General features: G+C 63.1%; 20 protein-coding genes. 10 read left to right on the top strand and 10 right to left on the bottom strand.

What is annotated here, in order from left to right:
• The 5 genes from M3461_24200 to M3461_24180 form a co-directional block, all read right to left on the bottom strand.
• Window positions 1-574 (bottom strand): glycosyltransferase (locus tag M3461_24200; GenBank protein MDQ3777237.1); only part of this gene is annotated, 574 nt, incomplete at its 3' end.
• Window positions 575-696: 122 nt separating this feature from the next.
• Window positions 697-1,332 carry a class I SAM-dependent methyltransferase gene (locus M3461_24195; GenBank protein MDQ3777236.1) on the bottom strand — a complete coding sequence of 212 codons (636 nt, stop codon included), beginning with the start codon at window positions 1,330-1,332 and terminating at the stop codon, window positions 697-699.
• Window positions 1,333-1,644: 312 nt separating this feature from the next.
• Window positions 1,645-1,869 (bottom strand): hypothetical protein, encoded by a 225-nt coding sequence (locus tag M3461_24190; protein ID MDQ3777235.1) that lies wholly within the window; start codon window positions 1,867-1,869, stop codon window positions 1,645-1,647.
• The gene (locus tag M3461_24185; protein MDQ3777234.1) at window positions 1,845-2,513 is read right to left on the bottom strand and encodes a DUF1698 domain-containing protein; all 669 of its coding nucleotides are present in this window, start codon (window positions 2,511-2,513) and stop codon (window positions 1,845-1,847) included. Before M3461_24185 ends, M3461_24190 begins: the two co-directional genes overlap by 25 nt.
• Before the next feature lie 292 nt (window positions 2,514-2,805).
• Window positions 2,806-3,609: a sulfotransferase gene (locus M3461_24180; protein ID MDQ3777233.1), complete on the bottom strand. Its 804-nt coding sequence runs from the start codon at window positions 3,607-3,609 to the stop codon at window positions 2,806-2,808.
• A gap of 267 nt (window positions 3,610-3,876) precedes the next feature.
• On the opposite strand from M3461_24180, the gene M3461_24175 reads away from it, so the two are divergent.
• From M3461_24175 to M3461_24165, 3 genes are all read left to right on the top strand, one after another.
• Entirely contained in the window at window positions 3,877-4,545 is a 669-nt protein-coding gene (locus M3461_24175; protein ID MDQ3777232.1) for an FkbM family methyltransferase, read from the top strand.
• Window positions 4,546-4,781: 236 nt separating this feature from the next.
• A complete protein-coding gene (locus tag M3461_24170; GenBank protein ID MDQ3777231.1) occupies window positions 4,782-5,498 on the top strand; it encodes a hypothetical protein in 717 nt (238 codons plus the stop codon).
• A gap of 89 nt (window positions 5,499-5,587) precedes the next feature.
• On the top strand, window positions 5,588-6,058 hold the full coding sequence (locus M3461_24165) for a hypothetical protein (GenBank protein MDQ3777230.1): 471 nt from the start codon (window positions 5,588-5,590) through the stop codon (window positions 6,056-6,058).
• 2 nt (window positions 6,059-6,060) lie between these two features.
• Here the strand turns inward: M3461_24165 and M3461_24160 are convergent, their stop codons facing one another.
• From M3461_24160 to M3461_24145, 4 genes are all read right to left on the bottom strand, one after another.
• Window positions 6,061-6,891 carry a sulfotransferase gene (locus M3461_24160; GenBank protein MDQ3777229.1) on the bottom strand — a complete coding sequence of 277 codons (831 nt, stop codon included), beginning with the start codon at window positions 6,889-6,891 and terminating at the stop codon, window positions 6,061-6,063.
• Window positions 6,892-6,901: 10 nt separating this feature from the next.
• On the bottom strand, window positions 6,902-8,005 hold the full coding sequence (locus M3461_24155) for a glycosyltransferase family 9 protein (GenBank protein MDQ3777228.1): 1,104 nt from the start codon (window positions 8,003-8,005) through the stop codon (window positions 6,902-6,904).
• Between the two features lie 114 nt (window positions 8,006-8,119).
• Window positions 8,120-8,833: a hypothetical protein gene (locus M3461_24150; GenBank protein MDQ3777227.1), complete on the bottom strand. Its 714-nt coding sequence runs from the start codon at window positions 8,831-8,833 to the stop codon at window positions 8,120-8,122.
• A 310-nt stretch (window positions 8,834-9,143) separates the two neighbouring features.
• Window positions 9,144-9,431 carry a hypothetical protein gene (locus tag M3461_24145; GenBank protein ID MDQ3777226.1) on the bottom strand — a complete coding sequence of 96 codons (288 nt, stop codon included), beginning with the start codon at window positions 9,429-9,431 and terminating at the stop codon, window positions 9,144-9,146.
• 442 nt (window positions 9,432-9,873) lie between these two features.
• Between M3461_24145 and M3461_24140 the strand changes: the two genes are divergently transcribed.
• Window positions 9,874-10,767 carry a methyltransferase domain-containing protein gene (locus M3461_24140; GenBank protein MDQ3777225.1) on the top strand — a complete coding sequence of 298 codons (894 nt, stop codon included), beginning with the start codon at window positions 9,874-9,876 and terminating at the stop codon, window positions 10,765-10,767.
• Between the two features lie 283 nt (window positions 10,768-11,050).
• Here M3461_24140 and M3461_24135 read toward each other — a convergent pair whose 3' ends face one another.
• The gene (locus tag M3461_24135; protein MDQ3777224.1) at window positions 11,051-11,350 is read right to left on the bottom strand and encodes a hypothetical protein; all 300 of its coding nucleotides are present in this window, start codon (window positions 11,348-11,350) and stop codon (window positions 11,051-11,053) included.
• Between the two features lie 165 nt (window positions 11,351-11,515).
• On the opposite strand from M3461_24135, the gene M3461_24130 reads away from it, so the two are divergent.
• The 6 genes from M3461_24130 (at window position 11,516) to M3461_24105 (ending at window position 18,737) form a co-directional block, all read left to right on the top strand.
• Window positions 11,516-12,154 carry a hypothetical protein gene (locus tag M3461_24130; protein MDQ3777223.1) on the top strand — a complete coding sequence of 213 codons (639 nt, stop codon included), beginning with the start codon at window positions 11,516-11,518 and terminating at the stop codon, window positions 12,152-12,154.
• Window positions 12,155-12,203: 49 nt separating this feature from the next.
• Complete coding sequence (locus M3461_24125; GenBank protein MDQ3777222.1) at window positions 12,204-12,614, top strand: hypothetical protein; 411 nt, start codon at window positions 12,204-12,206, stop codon at window positions 12,612-12,614.
• Window positions 12,615-13,395: 781 nt separating this feature from the next.
• Window positions 13,396-14,016, top strand: a complete 621-nt coding sequence (locus tag M3461_24120) for a hypothetical protein (protein ID MDQ3777221.1) — start codon at window positions 13,396-13,398, stop codon at window positions 14,014-14,016.
• A gap of 802 nt (window positions 14,017-14,818) precedes the next feature.
• Entirely contained in the window at window positions 14,819-17,368 is a 2,550-nt protein-coding gene (gene mutS / locus M3461_24115) for a DNA mismatch repair protein MutS (GenBank protein ID MDQ3777220.1), read from the top strand.
• Between the two features lie 75 nt (window positions 17,369-17,443).
• The gene (locus M3461_24110; protein ID MDQ3777219.1) at window positions 17,444-17,767 is read left to right on the top strand and encodes a ferredoxin family protein; all 324 of its coding nucleotides are present in this window, start codon (window positions 17,444-17,446) and stop codon (window positions 17,765-17,767) included.
• Window positions 17,768-18,077: 310 nt separating this feature from the next.
• Window positions 18,078-18,737 carry a protein phosphatase 2C domain-containing protein gene (locus tag M3461_24105; GenBank protein ID MDQ3777218.1) on the top strand — a complete coding sequence of 220 codons (660 nt, stop codon included), beginning with the start codon at window positions 18,078-18,080 and terminating at the stop codon, window positions 18,735-18,737.
• The last annotated feature ends 117 nt before the right edge of the window (window positions 18,738-18,854 follow it).

Here is an 18,854-nt window from a genome sequence, read left to right as displayed (position 1 = left end):
CTTGCCAAGCTCCTTTGACCTGGCTTAACGCCGTGATGAAATCGCTCACTCGCTTTTGACCGTCGTATGTCAACCTGCCTATATAAATGAAATGAGCAACATCCGTCGGACTTGGAATGGTTCGATCTGTTAATTTTACGGGATTATGCACTAAATATATTTTATCCGGCTTTGCCACATGAAGGTCAATGAGCTGCTGAACGTTTTCTGAATTGATAGCCAAGTGAAAATCGGCTTTTTTCAGTAAGCCATAGCTAATGTCAGTTATCGCAAAATGCATCCAAGAGGCGACGGGCGCTTTTAGCCTGAGCATGCGTTTCATCATAATTGCTGTCCATACCGCTCTGTCGTCTGCTCCCACGATCAGATCGGGGCGAAACCGCCAAAGGATGCCTGGCAGAATGAACGCGTACTTTAAATATCCGGTTAGTTTGCTGTCTTGAACCTTCCCAACAATTCGGCTGCGTACACCCCCAAGCCAGCTTTGGTCATGAGATCCGCCTAGCAAGAATAATTCCGTGTCATGACCCAACTCGTTCAATTCGCCGATAATACGAGAAATGACTGTTTCCATGCCTCCCTTACCCGACGTGCCGTAACACAGGATTGCGATTCTCATGCTTCCGTTACATTGCATTTCGGGTTGGGTATAGGAAATTCAAAGGACGCTTTTCGTAGATAAGAAGCTTGTCCCATTTAGTTGAGAATGTCATCGAGTCTCCAAAGACCGAGGCTTTTGTCGCGATAGACCCCGTCATCTTCCGTACAATGCTCGTTGATGAGCCGCAGTGGTGGCGGGAGGTTGAACGGAGGCGCCTCGAAGTTGATCAGCCGCCATTCGCCGGTCAGGATGTCTTCGTTTTTTATGACCGCCGGGAAGGTCGTCATCAGCAAATACTGTGACTTGCTGGATTTGAAGTTGGCCAGCGCCGCCAGGCAGTCGCGCGATGAGAGATGGACAAGGGCGTCTCGCGACAAGATCAGATCCACCCTTGGCAGACTGTCCTTAGTAACGTCCAGGCACATGAATCGCCGGTTGTGGCTGGCATGATTGCGCGCATGCCGCGCGATCAATTCCTCGACGATGTCAACGCCGATATAGCTGTCCACCCCCAACTCGACGCGCCGCATCCAGTAGAAATCGCCGCACGGCGCGTCGAGCATCGTCTTCACCTTCAGCTCCTTGATCAGTTCCGGAATCGCGCGCGCGATCGCGGCGGTCTGGACAAGATCGGATCCCGACCCGGAAATCATCTCCCGATCGCCTATGGGCTCGTAAAGCTCCGTAAATATGGACTTGATCGACCTGTTCTTATAATGAAGCGTGCGCATGGCGCTAACCTAACTACTGCCTGACGGAGACGTTGACTTTCATGAAACCCAGGGCGACCGTATGCTCCAAAGGATATGAAGTTCAACGGGGTTTTGCAACCCGGTACTGTTGCGTCGGGCGGGCCGGTCGGTGATTGGGTGGTCCGCGTGGGGCTCCAGAGGCGGACGCAGACGTCGCGCCGCGCGGGCGCCGGGTTTGGGGTCGTGTGGGCTCGGAGGGAGCCCCAGAAGCCGTGGAACCCTGGCGGGGGCCCAGGACCGGGCGTGCACACCAAGTACCCGTACCTGTAAAGCACGGGCCGACCGCGGCCCTCAGACCCGAATCAGCCAGGACACGCGATCGCCGCGGAGATAGTCGTCCGGCATGTCCGTGGTCCGGAGCGGGATCTCCGTCCACTCCCTGAACTTCAGGTGCTTCAGGATCATCTCCACGCTGCGCCTGCTCGGCTCCATCGAGACGCCGGCGGCGACGGCGCTCAGGATGTCGTACGGCTCTTCCCACTTGAGGAAGATCAGCGGCGCTTTCGCGGCGAACACCGACGTGTCGAGCAGGACGCAATCCGCGACATCGCCTTTGTCCGCTCGAGTGCCTCCACCGGCTTCGGAAGGTGATACAGGATGCCGAGGGTGAGCACCACGTCGAACGTGCCGCCGAGCGCGTCGGGAGTCATCTCCCAGAGGTTGAGGAGACGGTAGTCGACGTTCCTCACGCCGACAATGCGCTTGATCAGGTTGGCCTGGTCGATCAGCTCCTGGCGCGCGTCGAAACCGACGACTTCCCTTGCGCCGAGAAGCGCGCACTGGATCGACCAGAAGCCGGAGTTGCAGGCGACATCCAGGACCCGCTTGCCTTCGAGCGTCCCGCCCGTCGCTTGCAGCAGCCACGGCATGAAATGCCTGAATCGCTGCAGGGGCCGTTCGGGGCTGTCCGCGAGAGGGTCCTGGAAAACGTGGCGAACCGCGAAGTCCAGGCCGCCCTCGAAACGGTAGGCGTAGTGCCAGAGTGGATATTTCGCGAATTCAGCGCGGATCTCCTCGTCGGAAGGACCGCCCGCCTGGCGGGGCAGCGGCCAGACGGGAGCGGCGGACGGCCATGAGCGCCGGCTGTTCCTGGCGATCACGCGCAGGTTCTTCTGCGTCCGCCACATCCTCCCCAACCGTTCGACGGAGATCGTCGCCATCGTCAGGAACTCTCCCGCCTTCGAGTGACCTGTCGGTCGTGGAGTGCAAGCTACCTCTGCGCGCTGAGGCCCGTCAAGCGCCCCGGTGCGGCGCGCGATGGCGAGCGGCCGATCCTTTCGGCTGGCGGCGCGCGCCGGTGCCTCGGGATGGTCTTCTCGATGTTCGAGATGCGCACGGTGCTGCGCCCGATGGTGACGCGGGCGCCTGCGTCCGCGCGGGCTCGGGCGGCGCATCACCGTCGGCGCGCCGGGAAGCGCACGGGTCGTCCGCGAGGCTGCCGCCCGCGAAGCGCTAGGCCGGAACCGTCGTGCAGAGCGCGGACAGCTCCGCGACGCAGTCGTCGTAGGCGGCCTTGCCTCGCGAGAGGATGTCCTCCGGGACGCGGACCTCCGTGGGAGGCGGGGTCTTCTCGATCGTTCCGGCCATGATGTGCTCGGAGAAGTCGCCCAGCCCGTCGACACCCGTGAACGAGTGCACGTCGTACGTGAGCGGAAGGGGCGCGCGCAGGTCGAGAAAGGCGCCGAGTGCGTCCAGGCATGGCCTCGGCCGGTCGATCAGCTCCTCGTAGAGGACGAGCATGCTGCGCCGTCGGTCGTCGATGAAACGCGCGTCCCGGGTGAGGCGCTCCAGCCTGCCTTCATAATAGCTCAAAGCGTCTGGCCAATCGGATATTATCTTCAGACGTATGCGATGAGCGTGCATGCTGAGGAGGCTTCGTTCCGGATCACGAAGGAGGAAGATGGAGGACACCCTCGGCAGGCGGAGCAGATCCTCGCGTTCGAGTAGGTCGTTGTCGAGGATCTTGTCGACCACGTACGTCTCGGTGAGAAAAGGTTTCCTCAGGGTGGCGTGGACGAAAGGCACCAGCTTCCGGAACGTCGCCTCGGCGTCGTACAGGAGCCAGCTCTCCCCGACAGCGCAGATTTCCGGGTGGCTGTTCAGGATGTGGACGAGCAGCGACGAGCCGGAGCGAACGTGTCCGAGCACGAACAGGTACCGGAGAGGGCGGGCACGGAGCAGCTCCTGCGCCGAGAGGAAGCTCTGAAACATCCTTCTCAACATGCTGGCACCCCCGGTTCTCAGGCGTCGACTCATCAGAAAGACGGTTTATACTTCCTATGCGCCGCTCGGCTGCGGATCCCGGCTCCCGGCCAGAGTTGCGCGACCGTCTTGAATGTCCTACCCTTTCAGACTAGGGGCACGGCACGTGCCCCGGGCACAATCAAGACGAAGGCGTTTCCGTTGCTTCAAAGCGCCGCTGCGCGAGCCCTGAGCACGACCCTGGTGCGATGTCACCGGGGCATCCGTCCGCTGCTACCCCGCGGCTACCGTCTCTACGACGTGCCCGGCGGAAGGATCTACTTGGACGTCCGGGAGTCGCCGATGATGCTTGCCCGCGCTCTGGGCCTGTACGAACAGGCAAAGGTCCAAGCGCTACGAGAGTTCCTCGAACCAGGCGCCACCTTCATCGATATCGGAGCCAACAAAGGTGATTTTACGGTGCTTGCCGCCTCGATCGTGGGGCCATCCGGGCGGGTCATCGCGATTGAGCCCGACCAGAACAACTTCCGCTGGCTTCGTCGGAGCGTCGCGCAGAACGCCATCGGTAACGCCGAGTGCCATCAGATCGCCCTCGGCTCGGATAACTACAAGGGCATCCTGCACCTTGCGACCATGAGCGGGTTGCACAGCTTACTCTCCTTACCAGGTCGCGTCGAGGAAGGAGTGGAAATCGTCGACGTACGTGCCCTCGACCACTTCATCGGAGACGCCGAAGTCGACGCCATTAAGATCGACGTGGAAGGCTTCGAAGCGGAAGTGTTGGTGGGTGCGGATCGCACGCTCGGCAAGTCCTCGCTGACGTCGATCTTTCTGGACATTCATCCGGACTTGGGGGTCGACAGCGCCGCGGTGATGAGCACACTGGCCGGGTATGGGTTTGGGCTGTACGAACCGACGCCGCCGTATCGCTCCATCGTCCCTGCCGCTGGCGTGACGGAAGTCGTGGCTCTTCGCGGGGGTCGCTTCTAGTGGGGGATCGGCGATCCCCGAGTGCGCCGACTCCGGTATCGAGCCCATGCCCTCCTTTCGGCCAGGCGGGTCCACGACCGACTTCCTCTGGCCCCGCATCACAACTCCAATGGGCCATCGGGATCTATACCGGAACGTCTCCGTTACGGCTTTCTGCCCCTGCCACGATCCGCAACCCGGTCATTTCTCGGAACGACGTCTCCGATGCACGGGCCCAGTTCGTCGCGGATCCCTTCATGGTCTGCCAGGACGGGCGTTGGTACCTGTTCTTCGAGGTCCTGAACCAGGACAGTGACCGTGGAGAGATCGGTCTAGCGCTGAGCGATGACGGTATTCATTGGGAGTACAGTCGGATCGTCCTCGTGGAGCCATTTCACCTGTCTTATCCTCATGTCTTCCAGTGGCACGACGACTACTACATGATCCCCGAGACGCTCGGAGCGGGGTGCGTCAGCCTGTACCGCGCCACTCGATTCCCCACCGACTGGACCCGGATCGCGCCGCTACTGCCGGTGACATACGCCGACCCCACCATCTTTCGCGCCGACGGCGTATTTTGGATGTTCGGGTGCGTTCCGGTCGGAAACAGCGACACGCTCCGCCTCTACTATGCGGCGGATCTCATGACGTCGTGGCAAGAGCACCCCAAAAGCCCGATCGTCGAGGGGGACGCCCGCATTGCCCGACCCGCAGGAAGGGTGACTCTGTGGGGTGACAGGATGATTCGCTTCGCTCAGGATTGTCACACCCGTTATGGCGACCGCGTTCGAGCCTTCGAGATCCTCGAGCTTACACCCACCGCCTACCGCGAAAGAGAGGTGGAAGAGAGTCCGGTGCTGTGCGCTACCGGCCACGGTCGGAATAGCCAGAGTTGGAATAGCCAGAGAATGCACCATGTGGATCCGCATCTGATGACCGACGGTCAGTGGATCGCGTGCGTGGATGGGTGCTGATGAAACTAAACTATTGGCAAGCGTCATGGCCCTTACGGTCGTGTTGCCCCTGCGATCTCCACTTTATCGACTACCTCAACGAGGCGGGGGTGCGCGACAAGGTGATCTTCCACTTTGGTACTGGCGAACACCATATACTAGGGAAGACCAACCTCGAGACGGCGGTTCCGAACGAAATCCTCGCCATCACCGCCTCGCGCCGAGAGCATCAAACGTACGTCGACTTTATCATAGACAATCCGCTCGCGGCCAAGACTTATAAAGTGCTGTTTGGCGACATCTACACCCTCACTCCTCGCATCCTGCCCGAGCTCGATCTGGTCACGCTCTTCCATCTCTGCGAGTTCTATGATGAGCGGACGGCCCGGTACGCCGAGCTGGACGACTACTCGCTTGTGACGCTCTTCCTGTCAAAACTGAATCCCGGAGGGAAAGTACTCTTCTACAAGGGTTCGAGCCACTTCTCCCGATGTCGAGAGGTTGTCGACACCATCGCGACGGAGGGACGGCTCGTTCCAGTGGACGACTATAAGAGCCTGCTCGTGTACGGCCTCCCATAGCGTCAGTCCCAGTGGAGATCCCGTCCGAGACATTCTTGCAGTCGAACATTGTAGGGACGATAGAAAGCTGCGAGCGACGCACGGAGGGACGGAGTGATGTCCGCCGGGGGCGCATGATTGAACCGCCGAGCGAGAATATCCGCATAGTCGTGACCGGGCAAGCCGAGGTAGGCCTCTAGCTGGCGCATGATGTCTCGTGCCACCGGGGGCTGGCTGAGGTCCTCGGTGACGATCGTCCAGACCTGGTTCGCGCCATACTCGGCGAGCCACGCCTGCAGTCGATCGATGTAGAGACCGGGATAGAGATAGTGAGTCCGCTCTCCGCGCTCGTGCGCCCTCAACTCCGCCTCTATGTCTCGGTGAAAATCACCGACGTCGAAGCCCAACTCGTTTCCCGCGGCTGCGAACCTCCGGTACATGCGATGATGCGAGTACGCCCGGTCCACCGGATTGCGCACCAGGACTATCAGCTTCGTTTCCGGGAGGTACCGATGAAGCAAGGAGGGGGACACCTCGTGAAAGGTGCTGGCGGTGGCTTCTCCCGTGATGTACACGCCGTGCGGGGCGCGGTCGATGCAAACCGTCGTCAGCCGCGGACCGCCGGCCTGGTCGGACGCCTCCCATTGAAACGTCAGCGGCCCGCCATGCTCGTCCGTGGGAAATAGGGCAAAGTACTCGTCGATATGGCCGGCGATATAATCGGGGCTGTGAGTCCCGAAAAAGTTCGGTTCCTTCTCGACGCACGGCAGGACCGCGGGATGGTCCACCAGGTAGCGGTAGAGCGACGACGTGCCGCATTTGTTGGCCCCGATGATGAAGAAGCTGGGACGCATGTGCGTGGGGTCATTGCGACAGCAGTTCGGCGGCTGCGTGCATCACGGCTTCGACCGTGATCCCCGCCATGCACGGCGGGTCGAGCGCTATGCCACACGGGGGGTCGAAGATACAATCACAAGGGCTACAAGGAAGGGACACCCGTACGACCCGATACCTCTGGGGGGGGCACCATGGATGCCAGAGTCGATGGGGGGCCGGTCCGTACAGTCCTATGATGCGAGCGCCGACCAGCGCAGCCAGGTGGAGCGCGCCGCTATCGATGCCGATCACGAGCGACGATCGCCGGTACAACGCGGCCAAGGCGCCCACCGAAAACCGCTCGGCCAGGCCGAAGCAGGACCCCTTGCCGGACTCGACGACCGCCCCCACCAGCGCGGACTCTCCCGGCGCGCCCGGCACCAGAACAGTCACGCCCCACCGTCGTCGGATCTCGGTCCCGAGCCCTCCCCATCGTTCCGCGGCCCAGTTCTTGAGCGGCCAGCCCGAGCCCGGCTGCAAGACGATGGGTCTCGCGCCCGCAGAGAGGGCTTCCGACAGCACGTGCTCCGCCAGGGCCTCTTCGTCAGCCGTCGGTACGAATCGCACCTGTGCCAGTGAGCGTAGGCTCTCCGTCATTGCCGCCTCACCGGCAGGGGATACGCCGAGACACCTGGCGGCCTCTTGCGCCAGTCGCAGCGTCTGCATCGCCGCATGAAGGTCCTCGCGGAGCGGGATCGCATGAGTCAGGAAGCACTCGGTTCCCGGTATGGCGTAACCGACACGGATCGGTATGCCGGCGGCGGCCGCGAGCCCCGCGGACCACGGATCCTCCGGGCGGGACAGGATGACCAGATCGTAACGACCCCTCAGGTCCTTTGCGGTGTCCGTGACCTCGCGAGCCCAGTCCGCTCCCGGATCCGTGTGAGTCAGCGGCGGAAAGGGCAGGGCGAACCGCTCGTCGACGTCGGGGCAGCGGCTGGCGACATCCGCAGTCGAGCAGTCCAGGACCAAGCCGATGTAGGCACCGGGAAACGCTGCACGCAGGGCCGCCACAGCCGGCAGCGTCAAGAGGACATCGCCCAGGTGATCAGGACGACAAATGAGGATCCGCTCTGCCACCCGTCCGGTCACATGATCTCGTATCCATCGCACCCTGTTGCTTTACCAACACGACGTCCCCGCCGACCATCCACGGCTCGATCCGACTCGAAGTGATCGCCCGAAGTGATCGCCCCAAGGTGATCGCTATTTTCGTGGGCCTCGTCGAAGGTGTTCGGGAGGTGGCCAGTCTCTCCTGCCTCTTCGTGCCATCTTTCCACTCATCATCCAGTGATCGATGACGGCCTCGGGAGAGGCCTTACCGACGCCGCAGTAGGTATCGTGGTCGAGCTTCAGGAGCTGCAAGGTCGCATCCATTTCCCGACACCGCGCCAACACCTTGGTCAACACCTCCTGATCGCCTTCAGGCCAGGGGACCGTTGGTGGACCGAGGTCCTGGATCTGCTCCAGACAGGCGTCGCTCCAGCGCTCCAGGGCTCCGGCCACCGGCCCGTGCTCAGATCCTTGCAACAACAGCAGGCCGGTCGTGATGCCGTCCAAAGCGCTATCGGTGGGGTGTCGCCACCAAGGCCCGGCGATGATCTCCCTCTCAGGATCGACCTCGAATGCCAAAGGGGCCTTACATCTGGCATCGGCATCGATCCAAACGATCCGGTGACGTGCAGGGCGGGGAGGTCCTCCAAACCGGCGCCATACCTCATGCAGCCACCACGCCTTCATGCGGGTGATTCGACGCCAATCGTCCTCGCCGCCACACAAGTGAAATGGGACGGGAAGGGTCCACTCTTCCGGTCCGTCCGGGGTCTCGACAGCGAACGTTACCACTCCGTCGTCCCGCGGCGTCCCCCGGCCGATCACGATTGGCCACTCGGCATGGCACTCTTTGATGGTGGCGATCATCCCACTCAACTCTGGGAAGTACTCCTCCCGAAATGCGAAACACGTGACAACAGTGGTGAGCTGCGCCAGCGGTCGGGTCCTCATATTGCCGGGGGCTCCATTCGACAAGCTGCGTTCACGATGGGGAGATCGGGTCTCATGCGGTGATCGTGACCAGGCGTCTAGCAGGGCCGCTCTTCAATCGAACATTTTTACCCATGACTCACGTCCCAAAAAGCAACTACCTTACACCACCTGTTCAGCGAAGCTGAGACTCGGGGGTTGAGACTTACCCCCCAAAGCATGACCGATCCCGGGCACGCCCTGTTTGCTAGTCCAGCTCCATGCCTTTGTTAGGCGGCTTCTTTACGCAAAAGGCATCGTTCGGATTCAGTCGCCTGCTGCCATCAGCACCCGTTTTGCCACTTCCGGCAGATCGATCGGTGCAAACATTGCCGTTGGCGTAGAGATAGCCATCGGGCTCTGACTTGTCCTCATCAATGATACGGAGCATATTGTGCGCCTCTGCCTCTGCGTCCGGCAGTGTGCGGTAGACTCTGCCTGGGATCAGGCTTGCCGGATTGCTGTCATTATCGATGCAGATCACAAAATCACTCATCGCATCACCCTCTTGATTTTGAAATCCTTACGACCTATGCCGTGCGCTTCAAACCAGTGGATTTCGGCTTCGCAGATCGTACCGTCCGCAAGTTGCGATGCCTTTCACTTTCCCCTTAACGGCCCCTGCCGTGAGTGCGGTCCAGATAGTCGGATGTACAACACCCCGGCCCGCTGCGATCGTCTCAACATCTCTAATCTCGCTGAGGATCTCAAATGCTGTCGTCATCCATCGCCGCTCACGGTCACAGACCTGTACCGGGGGCTCAACACTTAATCTCTCCAAATTTAAGAGGGGCCGATTTGCTCCTCTGCCATTGTACACCCTCTGGTTCTGACATGCCGCCTAATGACCACTGATATCGCTTACGACGGGGCTTGTACACCAGGGACGGTCGAGCCCGGCATGGACGGGCTCGAGCGGCTCGGGCAAGATGCGCCCGATGGCCAGGCTCACGACCCGCTTCATACGCGACTCTCGTGACCTGGTCGAGCATTTCGACCGCCTCGCTCCCGAATATCTTGACGCCCACGGCCCCGCCGAACGCCTGCTCGCCTACCGTCTCTCGATCATCCGCCGCTTCCTGGCGACGGCGCGGATGGGCACGTTGCTCGAGATCGGTTGCGGGACAGCCATCCACCTGCTTCCGCTCGCGGGAAGGTTCGGACAGGCGCACGGGATCGATGTGTCTCCCGAAATGGTGCGCGTTGCCTGCCGGCACGTCGAGATCTCACCGTGGGGGGCCCGGATCTCGCTCCGCGTCGACGCGGCGGAGGAGTTGGCCACGGTCGAGGACCGTTCGATCGACGTCGTGCTGTGCGTAGGGGCGTTGGAGCACATGCTCGACAAGCCCCGAGCCTTGAGCCAGGTGCACCGGGTGCTCCGGATTGGAGGCGTCTTCATCTGTCTGACTCCCAACGGTGGCTACTGCTGGTACCGGCATCTGGCGCCATGGCTCCGGCTCGACACTCGTCACCTGTCGACCGATCGGTTCCTGACCGCCCGCGAGATGGAGACGCTGATCGGCGGTGCGGAATTGGCGCTCCAGCGCTTCGAGCACTGGCGGTTCATTCCCCAGGGCGACCTTCCGGTCGGCTGGGGCTTTGTGCTTCGGGCGCTGGACTGGGTTGGAGCGCATCTGAGGATCGGATATCTCCGAGGCGGGATCGCCTTTTCCGCCATCCGCACGGACTCTAGTCCTCAGGCCGAGACCCCGCCGACTCCCCGAACCGGGGCCCTTCGGGCAAACCACCCTCGCGCTCACGCCCCTGGAGCTGCTCGACCGGCTGGCCGTGCTCATCCCGCCCACTCCGAACCTTCTTGCGAGTCAAGGTGACTTGGCCGGCACCGGCGGACTCGCGTCCGCGGCCACGGGATGCTCGCCTTTGCGTAACCCCACGGTCCCGACAGCCAACCAGAATCTCGCCCGGGCCAGCCCAAACGCCCTCTTCCCGCCCCTGGAAACGACAGCAGGGAGTTGGGACCACCTTCCACGACGCAGGCACCGTGCGGATGGGGGACGACCCAGGCACGTCCGTGACCGACGTGTGGTTTGGCCAGCCTCTAACAGAGGCTCGCAGAATGTGAGTTGCTCATTTAATTATCCAACAGGAACGTACTCATGACCCCGGTACGAACGTGTGCAGCAAATCCTCGACGAGTCTATCGGCGCTCAGACCGCGCAAATCGACGTCCATGGAGCTTTTTGGCGAGGCAAGACTCGCGATGAGCTTGTCGCCTTGATTGTCCGCAATCGGCAACTGCTGGCCATCGGCGATGGCGCCGGTTCCAACCGCGTCAAGGCTCTCAAAGGAGAACCGCCCTTCGGCGCGGATTTGGAGGATCCGCCGCTCGGCGCCACACTGAGTCGAATGCCGGCTGGGTTCGATCCGGTTTTCGCCTGAGAACGTCGCCTTCATCCAGAAATGGATCGGCGATGGTTGCCCAGAAGAAGACGACGACCTGCCCGAACCACGGCATCACCGAGGCCAAGGGATCGCCCTCCTTGCTGACGGCGTGCAGGGCGGCGAAAAACGGTGCGAAGGGGTTGCCGACGCTGAGATCGCCGAGCGCGTCTTTGAGTCGTGAGCCAGGCCGAGCACACGCCGGTGATGAAACAGTATCTCGGGTTCAAGGCCCAATACCCGGAGCTGCTGCTCTTCTACCGAATGGGCGATTTCTACGAGCTGTTCTTCGACGATGCCCGGAAGGCCGCGCGCCTCCTCGACATCGCGCTTAGCACGCGCGGCACCTCGGCGGGCCAGCCCATCCCCATGGCCGGGGTGCCGGCGCATGCCATCGAGGCGTATCTCGCCCAGGGGCCTGTGGAACGCGAGATCGCCCGCATCGTGACCCCGGGCACGGTCACCGAGGAGGCGCTGCTCGAAGAGCGCCGGGAGAGCCTGCTCATGGCCGTGCACCAGCGTGGTAAAACGATCGGGATCGCGGTGCTGGACCTCGGAAGCGGGCGCTTGGGTATGTCGGAGGTGGCCGGCGGTGAAGGTCTGGCGGCGGAGATCGGCCGGCTGCGGCCGGCCGAGATACTGGTGAGCGAGGACGCTACGCTGCTCCGCGAGCTCTCCGCCGTCCGAGGGCTCAGTCGCCGCCCACCCTGGCATTTCGACGCGGAGCGCGCCGGCCGTACCCTGGCGGGTCATTTCGGGGTCGCCGATCTCTCGGCCTTCGGATGCGAGGGCCTGCCTGCCGCGCTCGGGCGCCGCTGAGTGTCTGTTCCAGTATGCCGCCGAGACCCAGCGCACGGCGCTCCGGCACGTGCAAGGCCTCGAGATCGAGCGCCAGAAGGACAGCGTGCTGCTCGATGCGGCGAGCCGTCGCAACCTGGAGATCGACACGGCCTTGAGCGGGGCGCGCGACCATTCCCTCATCGGGCTCATGGACACGGCGGTCACCGCCATGGGCGGCCGATGGTTGCGGCGCTGGGTGCAGCGGCCGATCCGGCATCGGCATCACCTGGGCCTCCGCCATCACGCGGTCGGGGCCCGTTCGCGCGGCGCCACTATGAGGGGATACGCGAGTGCCTGCGGCCTATCGGCGATCTGGAGCGGGTGCTGGCGCGCATTGCGTTACGCACCGCCCGACCGCGCGACCTCGCGCAGCTTCGGACGTCGCTCGGCGCCCTGCCCGAGCTGCACAGCCCCGGATGCCGAGTGTTCGCAGAACTGACGGACGAATAGATGCGATCGAGATCACTCACTCGCCGAACTCGCTCCAGGGGGCACCTCCGGGCTGATCTGCTCCGAATTAAAGAACTTGGTAGCCGCATCGGCAGCTTCCTCTTCGTCGCCTGGGCCGCGGCGGCCCCAGCAGAATGATTGAGGAAAAATAACCCAGCGGAGTGAGTGCGCGGGCGCGAGCGGAAAGAAGACCTTGGGCAGTGCGATCGACGAGATAGTGTCGGCGCTGGAAGCACTCGACGACTCTGCGAGGGCGACGGCTGTTCGCCGGCTTGTGAGCACCTTGGTCTCGCAGTACCTGTCTTAGGGGTAACCGGTTCCTCGTCAGTACTCACCTCAGCCTCTCCGCTCCTGACGACGAAGTCAGTCTCATTCCGGCGCAGCCGTCTCAGCCGATCACCGACATCCGAACATTAAAGCAACAGAAGCAGCCGACGACAGCTCTTGAGATGGCCTGCGTTGTCGCCTACTACCTTGAGTCACTAGCACCTCCTGGGGAGCTAAAGAAAGATGTCTCTTCGAGCGACCTAGAAAAATACTTTAAACAAGGTGGCTATCGGTTGCCAAAGCGCATGCCTCAGGTCTTGGTAGATGCGCGGGCCTCAGGCTATTTCGATTCAGCAGGCCATGGTAAGTACAGGTTGAACCCAGTCGGTCACAATCTCGTCGTTCACAATCTGCCTAAAACAAAGAAGTAGGCGCCAACGATGCTCGCTGCGGTGTGAGGGCTCACGGAACGCCTTCAACGATTTGATAAATCAGTACGTGAGGTGAAGGCGAAGCAAATATTCCAAAAGGCCATTAGACACGAGGCTCGAGACATCGTCGATGCTTACTTCCGGGAGACTCGAGAGCAGCTAGTCCTCGGCGGGCTAGCCGCCCAGCCACTCTCTGACCTCGATACCAACATGCAGCGCTTGCTGGAAGTTGCACAGAAGAACAGTATGGTTCAGACCTATCGTTCGCAGGTCAAGACACTGCACCGCGAGCTCTTGGCGGTGGAAAAAGTCGCCTTGAAAGCCGGTGGCCGAGCCGCTGGAGTGGAGCTTGAACCTATCGACCGCCTGGTCCTTGATACGCTCGCCGAACTACTGCCTTCTGCCGCTAGATCAGACGAGCAGGCCATAGCAGATCTCCAGTTCAAGAACCGCCTATCCTGGCGCGGCCCCGCTACTGATCTGCGAGAGAGCCTGCGCGAAACGCTCGATCACCTGGCACCTGACGCGGACGTCGTGGCCGAGCCGGGTTTCAAGCTGGAGAAGCACGCTTCGGCGCCAACCATGAAACAGAAGGTTCGTTTCATTCTGCGAAAGCGAGGGATGGCGAGAACGGCGATGCAATCTTCCGAGGCTGCGACTCAAGCTGTGGACGAAATTGTGGGGACGTCGTGAGATCGGTTTACTCTCGGTCCAGCGTCTCGACCCATACTCCAACGGATCGGGATGAGATTCTTCGGATCCGCGACTGGGTCAGGGTGGCACTGTGTGAGTTACTCGCGATTCGAGTTGGGGCCTAACCCCACTTCGACGCGGATCGTCAACAGCGTCCTTTCGCGTCGCTGTCGCCACCCGGTCAAGCGGAACATTATACCGCATCCGACGTATGGTTCCGAACTTCGGTGAAGATTTCTCAGATCACCCGGCGAGACATTGGCGACGCGATTGCCGTTGGGAATCAACTGGAGCGGGCGAACGGAAGAGCCCGAGTTTCTGTCTCGGCTTTTCAATTTGGCCAGCCTGACGTCCTACGACCACCGATTCAAGGATGACAGGCTGCTACACCGTGCTCAACTCGGACGACATGACCCACTGGGTGGAGCTGCTGTGCGACGCAGGTGCGAGCATCCGGTAGCCGGACGCGAGTCCACCGGCGCCGCTAAAAGCCCTGATCGGTTGGACGGTGCGGAGTGGGAGCGCGCCTACCGGCTCACCCGTCGGTCGAATGCAGACTCCGGCGCGGCGAACGTATCGCTTTCTGCAGGCCTACCGCAGATCGTGCACAGGCGTGACGGTGCGACCGGCGAGCGCCTGGACCCGCTCGACGATGCCTTCCGCCTATCGATGCCACCCTACATCACTCTGCCCAATGATCGGCCGGGGTTCGGCACTGCGCGCCGCGTGCAGTCGAGGAGTCACAGGCTAGCCGGTCCGCTCGGCTCCTCGGCGCCGCCGCCTATCGGATACACTCCCGCTCATGAGCCAGGCCGAGCACACGCCGGTGATGAAACAGTATCTCGGGTTCAAGGCCCAATACCCGGAGCTGCTGCTCTTCTACCGCATGGGCGATTTCTACGAGCTTTTCTTCGACGATGCCCGGAAGGCCGCTCGCCTCCTCGACATCGCGCTTACCACGCGCGGCACCTCGGCGGGCCAGCCCATCCCCATGGCCGGGGTCCCGGCACACGCCATCGAGGGGTATCTCGCCCGGCTCGTGAAGCTTGGCGAGCCGGTCGTGATCTGCGAGCAGGTGGGCGACACCGGGATCGCCAAGGGGCCTGTGGAGCGCGAGATCGCCCGCATCGTAACCCCGGGCACGGTCACCGAGGAGGCGTTGCTCGAAGAGCGCCGGGAGAGCCTGCTCATGGCCGTGCACCAGCGTGGTGAAACGATCGGGATCGCGGTCCTCGACCTGGGAAGCGGGCGCTTCGGTCTGTCGGAGGTGGCCGGCGGTGAAGGTCTCTGGGCGGAGATCGGCCGGCTGCGGCCGGCCGAGATACTGGTGAGCGAGGACGCTACGCTGCTCCGCGAGCTCTCTGCCGTCCGAGGGCTCAGTCGCCGTCCACCCTGGCATTTCGACGCGGAGCGCGCCGGCCGTACCCTGGCGGGTCATTTCGGGGTCGCCGATCTCTCGGCCTTCGGATGCGGGGACCTGCCCGCCGGGCTCGCTGCCGCCGGGTGCCTGTTCCAGTATGCCGCCGAGACCCAGCGCACGGCGCTCCGGCACGTGCAAGGCCTCGAGGTCCAGCGCCAGAAGGACAGCGTGCTGCTCGATGCGGCGAGCCGTCGCAACCTGGAGATCGACACGGCCTTGAGCGGGGCGCGCGACCATTCCCTCATCGGGCTCATGGACACGGCGGTCACCGCGATGGGCGGCCGATGGTTGCGGCGCTGGATGCAGCGGCCGATCCGGGATCGGCATCACCTGGGCCTGCGCCATCACGCGGTCGGGGCCCTGCTCGCGCGGCGCCACTATGAGGGGATACGCGAGTGCCTGCGGCCCATCGGCGATCTGGAACGGGCGCTGGCGCGCATTGCGCTACGCACCGCCCGGCCGCGCGACCTCGCGCAGCTTCGGACGTCGCTCGGCGCGCTACCGGAGCTGCACGCCCGTTTCGAGGGGGTGGACAGCCCGCGCTTGCACGATTTGCGCGACGCGATCGGGTGCTTCCCGCTTCTCTACGCCCGCCTCGCCGCCGGCTTGGTCGAGCACCCGCCGCCGCTCTTACGCGAGGGCGGAGTCATCGCAGCGAACTTCGATGCCGATCTGGACGCCCTCCGGCGCCTGTCCGAGGATGCCGGGCAGGTGCTCGCAGAGATCGAGGCCCGGGAGCGGCAGCGCACCGGGGTGGCGAGCCTCAAGATCGGGCACCACCGCGTCCACGGCTATTACCTCGAGCTCGGCCGCAGCCATGACGCGCGGGTGCCCGCCGACTATCGGCGCCGCCAGACCCTCAAGGGCACCGAGCGCTATGTCACCGACGAGCTCTCCGCCCTGGAGGACCGCATCCTCCGCTCCGGCGCGCGGGCCCTGGCGCGCGAGCGCGTGCTCTACGAGGGGTTCATCGATGAGGTCCTGGGCGAATTGCCGGCCTTGCAGGCGAGCGCCGCTGCCCTGGCTGAGCTGGATGTGCTTTGCGCCTTCGCGGAGCGCGCCGAGACCCTGGCCCTGTGCCGGCCGGAGTTGGTCGAGGCACCGGGGATCAGCATCGAGGGCGGCCGGCATCCCGTGGTGGAGCGGGTCCAGGAGACGGCCTTCGTGCCGAACGATCTCCGCCTCGACGACGCGCGACGCATGCTCATCATCACCGGGCCCAATATGGGCGGCAAATCGACCTATATGCGCCAGACGGCGCTCATCGTGCTGCTCGCCTACAGCGGCAGCTTCGTGCCGGCGCGGCGCGTGGTGCTAGGCCCTATCGATCGGGTCTTCACCCGCATCGGCGCCGCCGACGACCTCGCGGCCGGGCGCTCGACCTTCATGGTTGAGATGATCGAGACCGCCTACATCCTGCGTAACGCCACGGCCGAGAGTCTGGTCCTCATCGACGAAGTGGGGCGCGGGACCAGCACCTTCGACGGCCTGTCGCTGGCCTGGGCGAGTGCCGAGCACCTGGCACGGGAGACACACGCCTTCACGCTCTTCGCCACCCACTTCTTCGAGATGACCGGGCTCCCTAAGGCGGTCGAGGGGGTGCAGAACATACATCTCGATGCCCTCGAGGTGGGGGATGACCTGGTGTTCATGCACGCGGTCAAGGACGGTCCCGCCAGCCGCAGTTACGGCTTGCAGGTCGCCCGACGCGCCGGGGTCCCGGCAGTCGTGATCCTGCGGGCCGGGGAACGTCTCGCCGAGCTCGAACGCGGCGCTCCACCAACCCCCCGCCACGATCACGCACAGCTCGACCTGTTTCCCGAACGTCCCGTGCCGCGGGCGCTCGCGGCCTTGCAGTCACTCGACCCGGACGGGTTGACGCCCAAACAGGCCCTCGAGGCGCTCTATCGCCTGCGCGCTTTGGTCGACTGAGGTCGGTCCCGGCCGCGCTCGCCCGCGTTAGTCGCAGCGGTCTATAATGACTTATAGCGCTAACGGATCCGACCCATGACCTTCGTAGTGAAAGAATCGTGCATCAAATGCAAATACACCGACTGCGTGGAGGTATGCCCCGTCGACTGCTTCCACGAGGGGCCCAATATGCTGGTGATCGACCCCGATGAGTGCATCGACTGCACCCTGTGCGAGCCGGAATGTCCGGTCGACGCGATCCTATCCGAGGACGATCTGAGCGAAGGCCAGCGCCATTACCTGGATCTGAACGCCGAGCTGGCGAAGCTCTGGCCGGTCCTGAACGAACGCAAGCCGCCACCCGCCGATGCGGACGAGTGGAAGGACGTCAAGGACAAGCTGGAGTACCTTGAGCGCTGAACCAGCGTTCGGACGGCATCCTCCTACCGCGTGCCGCGCCCTTTGTATTTTCTTGGGGATCCACACGGCGCTCGACCTCGAGTCGACCTTGGCTCCGTTCCCTGCGGTGGAAGTGCCCAGGCCGAGGGCGCGTAGCTCCGTGTGCCGGGGCGCCGATACCGGTCCGCCGGCCCGGGGAGCCGGTCATCCGCGAACAACAGCGTAGACATGACCCGTCATGACGGTGGCCGGTGCGGCACCGCCCGACCGGAGAACTACCGCGAAGCTCGCCCGGTGGTGAACGGGGTCTGGCACGCCGCCCGTTGACGTCATGAGGACCTGCGCGACCCTCGAAGTCGCCTGCCTGTCCGATCCCGGGCTCAAGCGAGCGCATAACGAAGACCACGCGGCCAGTGACCCGAGCCTCGGGCTGGTGGTGATGGCCGACGGCATGGGAGGCTACCGGTCCGGCGAGGTCGCGAGCGCCTTGGCGGTGCAGACCATCGTGCGCCATGTGCGCCTGTTCCAGCATCAGGAGACCGGGCACATTCCGTCCGAGTCGATCGGGATGTCACCGGCGTCGAGGGTCCTGCTCGACGCCATCGACAGTGCCAACACGGCGGTATTCCAGACCGGCCGGCGGGAGGCCGACTGCGAGGGCATGGCCACGACCGTGATCGCCGCGTGGTTCATCGGGGATCGGATCGCCGTGGGGCATGTCGGCGACTCGAGGCTGTACCGTGTCCGGGGTGCATCCATCGAGCAGATCACCACCGACCACTCGCTGGTCCAGGAACTGATCGAACTAGGGGTGTGCACGCCGGAGGAGGCGCAGAAGAGCGCGCCCAAGAACCTGGTGACCCGCGCCATCGGCATCCATGCGACCGTGGACGTGGATGTGTACGAGGAAGCCGTGATGCCCGAGGATGTGTTTCTGCTCTGCACCGACGGTCTGCATGATCTGGTAAGTAATCAAGAAATGTGGAGTTGACCCCGTTTCGTGGACACTTCATCTTTTGGGAAAGAGGAGTCCACGATGTCGAAACGAAGAAGTGCATATCCGCCGGAGTTCCGGCGACAGATGGTCGAGTTGGTCCGGTCAGGCCGC

It is taken from the genome of Pseudomonadota bacterium, assembly GCA_030860485.1.
Lineage (GTDB): Bacteria > Pseudomonadota > Gammaproteobacteria > JACCXJ01 > JACCXJ01 > JACCXJ01.
Note: the sequence above shows the minus strand (reverse complement) of the source record. Positions and strands in the feature narration are given on the sequence as shown.

What these genes read in the sequence shown, in the direction of transcription:
- M3461_24195 (MDQ3777236.1), bottom strand. Translation starts at nt 1,332, where the DNA reads ATGCGCACGCTTCATTATAAGAACAGGTCGATCAAGTCCATATTTACG.
- M3461_24185 (MDQ3777234.1), bottom strand. Translation starts at nt 2,513, where the DNA reads ATGGCGACGATCTCCGTCGAACGGTTGGGGAGGATGTGGCGGACGCAG.
- M3461_24180 (MDQ3777233.1), bottom strand. Translation starts at nt 3,609, where the DNA reads ATGAGTCGACGCCTGAGAACCGGGGGTGCCAGCATGTTGAGAAGGATG.
- M3461_24170 (MDQ3777231.1), top strand. Translation starts at nt 4,782, where the DNA reads ATGGTCTGCCAGGACGGGCGTTGGTACCTGTTCTTCGAGGTCCTGAAC.
- M3461_24160 (MDQ3777229.1), bottom strand. Translation starts at nt 6,891, where the DNA reads ATGCGTCCCAGCTTCTTCATCATCGGGGCCAACAAATGCGGCACGTCG.
- M3461_24150 (MDQ3777227.1), bottom strand. Translation starts at nt 8,833, where the DNA reads ATGATCGCCACCATCAAAGAGTGCCATGCCGAGTGGCCAATCGTGATC.
- M3461_24145 (MDQ3777226.1), bottom strand. Translation starts at nt 9,431, where the DNA reads ATGAGTGATTTTGTGATCTGCATCGATAATGACAGCAATCCGGCAAGC.
- M3461_24140 (MDQ3777225.1), top strand. Translation starts at nt 9,874, where the DNA reads ATGGCCAGGCTCACGACCCGCTTCATACGCGACTCTCGTGACCTGGTC.
- M3461_24135 (MDQ3777224.1), bottom strand. Translation starts at nt 11,350, where the DNA reads ATGAAGGCGACGTTCTCAGGCGAAAACCGGATCGAACCCAGCCGGCAT.
- mutS (MDQ3777220.1), top strand. Translation starts at nt 14,819, where the DNA reads ATGAGCCAGGCCGAGCACACGCCGGTGATGAAACAGTATCTCGGGTTC.
- M3461_24110 (MDQ3777219.1), top strand. Translation starts at nt 17,444, where the DNA reads ATGACCTTCGTAGTGAAAGAATCGTGCATCAAATGCAAATACACCGAC.
- M3461_24105 (MDQ3777218.1), top strand. Translation starts at nt 18,078, where the DNA reads ATGAGGACCTGCGCGACCCTCGAAGTCGCCTGCCTGTCCGATCCCGGG.